This is a genomic window from Bacillus cereus group sp. BfR-BA-01381, assembly GCF_022663555.1.
Taxonomy (GTDB): domain Bacteria; phylum Bacillota; class Bacilli; order Bacillales; family Bacillaceae_G; genus Bacillus_A; species Bacillus_A pacificus.
Map to the genome: position 1 here is coordinate 1 of NZ_JAKUFR010000165.1, position 4,798 is coordinate 4,798.

Here is a 4,798-nt window from a genome sequence, read left to right on the forward strand (position 1 = left end):
AGCAAGATTCTAAGCAAGGCGACTCAGATCAAGATAAACAACAAAACTCTAAACAAGACAACTCTGATCAAAGTAAACAACAAAACTCTAAACAAGACAACTCTGATCAAGATAAACAGCAAAACTCTAAAGGTAATAGTATTTATAATTTTACGAAACCAGAAAAAGATCGTATTCATTCTCTACAAGATTTAATAGAGAAACTCAAAAAGTCTAGTGATTTCGTTAATTACCACACATCTGATGATGAAACGATGCCTTATTGGATTTCTTACTATCGTCCTTCTCTTGATGGTGAGAAATTGCAAAAGTATTTAATGCCTACTCTTTTAGAACGACCTAATGCTTCACTAGAAGAGCTGAAAGAGCATATTCCGATGAGCGGCATTACAATTACGAACGATTTACAAAAAATTGAGGACATGGTGTTAAAGGGGCATGCGATCGTTCAAGTAAATCAACAAGATCAAAAATGTATGCTCGCGAATATTGCAATTGATAATTATCGTGCACCAACTCCTCCTTTAAACGAATCGACTGTTATTGGTCCACAAGAAGGTTTTGTAGAGGATATTGATACAAATATTAATTTAGTCCGAAAACGTCTTCCTGTTTTAGATTTACAAACAAAAGAGATGATTGTTGGTGAGTTTTCCAAAACAAAAGTTGTCATGATGTATTTAGACAACCTTGCTGAAAAAGATAATGTTGATTTTCTAGAAGAGTCATTACGCGCTCTTGAATATGATCAAATTAATGATAGTGCTTATATACAAGAATTAATGGGAGAAAAGTCGATTTTCCCTCTCTATATCAATACAGAACGCACTGATAGAGTTACAAAAGCACTAATCGATGGGAAAATCGCTATTTTTGTTGATGGTTCTCCAAGTGTTTTACTAACACCTGTATCCTATTTCGATTTTTTCATTTCACCAGAAGACTACAACGTCTCTTGGTTATACGCTACATTCTCAAGAATTTTACGCCTTATCGCCGTTCTATTCTCAATATGCGCTACACCGTTATACGTTGCAATTTTAAATTATCATTATGAACTCATTCCGAGTGATTTACTTGAAACTTTAATTTTATCAAGAGCACAAGTACCATTCCCACCTTTAATTGAAGCACTCTTTTTAGAACTTGCAATCGACTTACTGAGAGAAGCTGGCGCGAGGTTACCGATGAAAGTTGGTCAAACGCTCGGTATTGTAGGCGGTATCGTAATCGGGCAAGCATCTGTACAAGCTGGTTTAACGAGTAACATTTTATTAATTATCGTTGCTTTATCAGCACTCGCTTCCTTTATTACACCTATTTATAAAATGGGTAATGCGGTTCGATTACTACGTTTCCCGTTTCTCATATTTGCAGAAATAGGAGGTCTCTTCGGGATTTCTCTTGGATTTATCTTTTTATTTACCCATCTATTTAGACTTACTTCTTTACGCAAGCCGTACGCTTTGTTCTACCCAACAAGACAACAATCTGTTAAAGATTCTTGGATTCGTTTCCCTTTAACAATGATTGATACACGTGATGTACAAGCAAGGCCACAACATGTAAAAAAAGCAGCAAAAGGAATTTCAACAAAACATAGATCAGACTTTGATGATTAAGAGATGAGGTGCATTCGATGAGTAAAGTTCAAGAAAAATATCAAATATCTCCTATCTTCGTTTTCTTCTTAATTCACGGTGCACAGTTCGGTGCTGGCGTTCTCGGCTTCGCTCGAATCACCGCAAAGGCCGCTGGATACGACGGATGGATGGGCGTTGTAATCACAGGGCTCTGTATCCACCTCCTTATATGGATAATGTATTTTTTATTAAAAGAAACAAATGGAAATTTAATTGATTTACAACGCCAAACGTTTGGAAAGTGGATAGGGAATGTCTTTAATATCATCTTTGCAGCTTATTTTTTAATCGTCAGTATTTCGGTTATTCGAACGTATGTTGAAATTATTCAAGTATGGATGTTTCCTACCGCTTCCACCTTTATGTTAACACTCTTTTTGTGCTTAGTTAGCTATTACATTATCTCTTCTGGATTTCGTGTAATTACCGGTATTTGCGTCATCTCTGTTGGTGGTACATTAGGATATTTATTGCTAAGCTTATTCGTTTTGAAATATTCACATTGGGATAATTTACTCCCTATATTCACCCATTCCTTTTCAGACATTTTAAAATCCGCTCAACTGTCAATCTACAGTATGACCGGTTTTGAGATTTACCTCATGGTGTATCCATTTGTAAAAAAGCCTATGCAATCTCATAAATACGCTCAGCTCGGAGCACTATTTTCAAATCTTCTATATCTATTTAGCACCCTTTTAGCTTTTGCATTTTTTAGTGAAAAACAATTGTTAAAAACGATATGGCCCCAACTTTCTATGACTCAAGTCATTCAATTACCATTTATAGAAAGACTCGAATATATTGCAATTTCAGGCTATGCACTCGTTATTATTTCAAGTTTTATCCTCCCTTTATGGGCGTCAATGAGAGCAACTCACGAAATATTCCGCGTAAAGCAAAGAGGTGTTTTAATCGCTTTTATCTTTATCACGCTCATTGTTTCGCAACTTTTAACAAACAGACACGATATTAATAACTTTATTAGTAATGCATCGAAGGTTAGTTTTTGGCTCATTTATGTATACATCCCAATTCTATTTATTATTGTGTGGGTGAAAAGAAAATGGAAAAAATCAAAAGCACAAGCAAATTAATACTGATTTCTTGTATAACATTCTTCAGTCTAACTGGGTGTTTACAAAAAAATATTATCGATGATGTACAACTTATTCAAGGAACAGTATTTGATGTTGCAAAAGATAAAAAACTAAAAGTGACATTCGTTTGTCCCATTCAGAAAAAAGGAAATAAAGTTCAAGTTTTTGAAGGCACCGCAAATGCCGTAAAACAAGTAAAAGCTGAAACATCTTTAGAGTCTTCTCAACCATTTGCTAGTGGGCAAATGCGTGTCGCTCTATATACGATAAGACTTGCCAAAACAGGAATGTCTACTTCATTCGATACATTACTTCGAGATGTAAACATAGGGAACGCTTTATATGTTGGTTTATTAGAGGGGAATGGTACTGAACTTTTAAAAGGCAAATATTCGACTTCATACAACGTTGCAATTTATATAAAAAAGTTGTTAGAACATAATATGGAGACCGGTCCTTTACCAACAGATAATCTGCATGTAGGAGCATTCCGTTATTATCAAGAAGGGCAAGACTACTATATTCCCATTCTAAAGAAGCATGGTGATAAAATAAAAATCAACGGAATTGGTCTTTTTAAAAAGGATAAATATATCGGGAAAATCGCAGAAAAAGATATGTTCATCTTTAAAGGACTATTAGAGAAACATAAATTAGATTCACATGAATTCAAAACGGATTCCGCGTACGTAATGATTAATAATATTCGTTCTGTTCCAACTTACGATATAAAAATTAAAAACGGGAAGCCTTCTTTTTTCATTCACGTTCATCTTGATGCACGTATTCAAGAACTATCGAAGCAAATTAACTTAGAAAATAACAAGAACACAAAAAACATTGAAAAAAACATCCAAAAACAATTAGATAAACAAGCTGCTAAGTTAATTAAGCAACTTAAGTCTTTAGGCGTCGATCCTCTCGGGCTAGGTGCTAAATATAAGCAACATTATCGCCCATTCAAATTAGAAGAGTGGAGACAAATGTACAAAGATGTTCCGGTTACTATAAAATACACCGTAAATATTACAAATTCTGGTGTAATTGAATGAGAAATGATTGAACTCCTCTCTCCAGCATGATACAACGGAAAGAGGAGTTTTTATTTTAGATAGAGAGAGAAGATATTTATGGGGGAGCTTATGTCTAAAAAATTAGTAAAGCCTATTTTAAATGGTATTTTATTTCTCGGCGTCTTTTTATTTGCTCATACATACTTAAAAAATGTTTCCTTCACACGTTATTTACTTGTCGTTATACCAATGTTACTCGTTGGTATATTTGGCATCGATCTTATTTTATCCATTTTAATTAAGAAAGAAGAATAACAGGCGAGCATCTTATTTTCTATAAGATGTTCTTTTCATTTCATAATCACCTTATGTTACAATGAGATTCGGCACTAAGCGAGAAAGGATGAAACAACATGACAAACGAAAAAGGTCTAGATAAAGGGTACGAACTTGTTGCGAAAATGCATGAAGTATTCGGACATCCTGTGACAAATACTCCAACAAAATTAACAGAAGAACGCGCAAAAATCCGTGCGAGTTTTATGCAAGAAGAGCTAGAAGAATTTCTAGAAGCAACGACTGTTGAAGATCAATATGATGCACTAATTGACCTTATTTACTTTGCATTCGGAACGTTTGCCGAAATGGGCGTACGTCCTGATAAAGGATTCGAAATTGTAAATAATGCAAACATGGCAAAACTATTCCCTGATGGGAAACCAAGATTCCGCGAAGGCGACGGCAAAATTCTAAAACCTGAAGGCTGGCAAGCACCAGAACCACAACTTCGTGCTGAAATCGAACGTCAACGCCAAGAAGCTGAAAAAAACTGCTAGGATTTCCTAGCAGTTTTTTATTATGTCTTTTTTTCTGCCATTCATTAATGACCCACGTGTCCCGCGTGTCCTGCTGCTCCACTAATGCTAGCCGCTCCTGCTGCTGCCCCTGCTCCTCCTGCCCCAATTCCACCTGTCCAAGGAGAAGATTGTTGTTGTTGTTGATACTGTTGATATTGTTGGTGTTGTTGGTGTTGTTGACCTTG

The 4,798-nt window shown here is 35.5% G+C and carries 5 protein-coding genes; all 5 read left to right on the forward strand.

Going from position 1 to position 4,798, the window contains the following annotated elements; all coding sequences use genetic code 11:
• The coding region (locus MR079_RS27630) for a spore germination protein (RefSeq protein ID WP_242295020.1) at positions 1 to 1,622 on the forward strand (1,622 nt) is incomplete at its 5' end.
• Between the two features lie 17 nt (positions 1,623 to 1,639).
• Positions 1,640 to 2,740 carry a spore germination protein gene (locus MR079_RS27635; protein WP_139869808.1) on the forward strand — a complete coding sequence of 367 codons (1,101 nt, stop codon included), beginning with the start codon at positions 1,640 to 1,642 and terminating at the stop codon, positions 2,738 to 2,740.
• Entirely contained in the window at positions 2,710 to 3,795 is a 1,086-nt protein-coding gene (gene gerHC, locus MR079_RS27640) for a spore germination protein GerHC (RefSeq protein ID WP_242295021.1), read from the forward strand. The genes MR079_RS27635 and gerHC overlap by 31 nt, the downstream gene beginning before the upstream one ends.
• Positions 3,796 to 3,885: 90 nt before the next feature.
• The gene (locus MR079_RS27645) at positions 3,886 to 4,071 is read left to right on the forward strand and encodes a hypothetical protein (protein ID WP_000038779.1); all 186 of its coding nucleotides are present in this window, start codon (positions 3,886 to 3,888) and stop codon (positions 4,069 to 4,071) included.
• A gap of 98 nt (positions 4,072 to 4,169) precedes the next feature.
• A complete protein-coding gene (locus tag MR079_RS27650) occupies positions 4,170 to 4,592 on the forward strand; it encodes a pyrophosphohydrolase domain-containing protein (RefSeq protein WP_000180554.1) in 423 nt (140 codons plus the stop codon).
• The last annotated feature ends 206 nt before the right edge of the window (positions 4,593 to 4,798 follow it).

What these genes read in the sequence shown, in the direction of transcription:
- MR079_RS27650 (WP_000180554.1), top strand. Translation starts at nt 4,170, where the DNA reads ATGACAAACGAAAAAGGTCTAGATAAAGGGTACGAACTTGTTGCGAAA.
- MR079_RS27645 (WP_000038779.1), top strand. Translation starts at nt 3,886, where the DNA reads ATGTCTAAAAAATTAGTAAAGCCTATTTTAAATGGTATTTTATTTCTC.
- gerHC (WP_242295021.1), top strand. Translation starts at nt 2,710, where the DNA reads ATGGAAAAAATCAAAAGCACAAGCAAATTAATACTGATTTCTTGTATA.
- MR079_RS27635 (WP_139869808.1), top strand. Translation starts at nt 1,640, where the DNA reads ATGAGTAAAGTTCAAGAAAAATATCAAATATCTCCTATCTTCGTTTTC.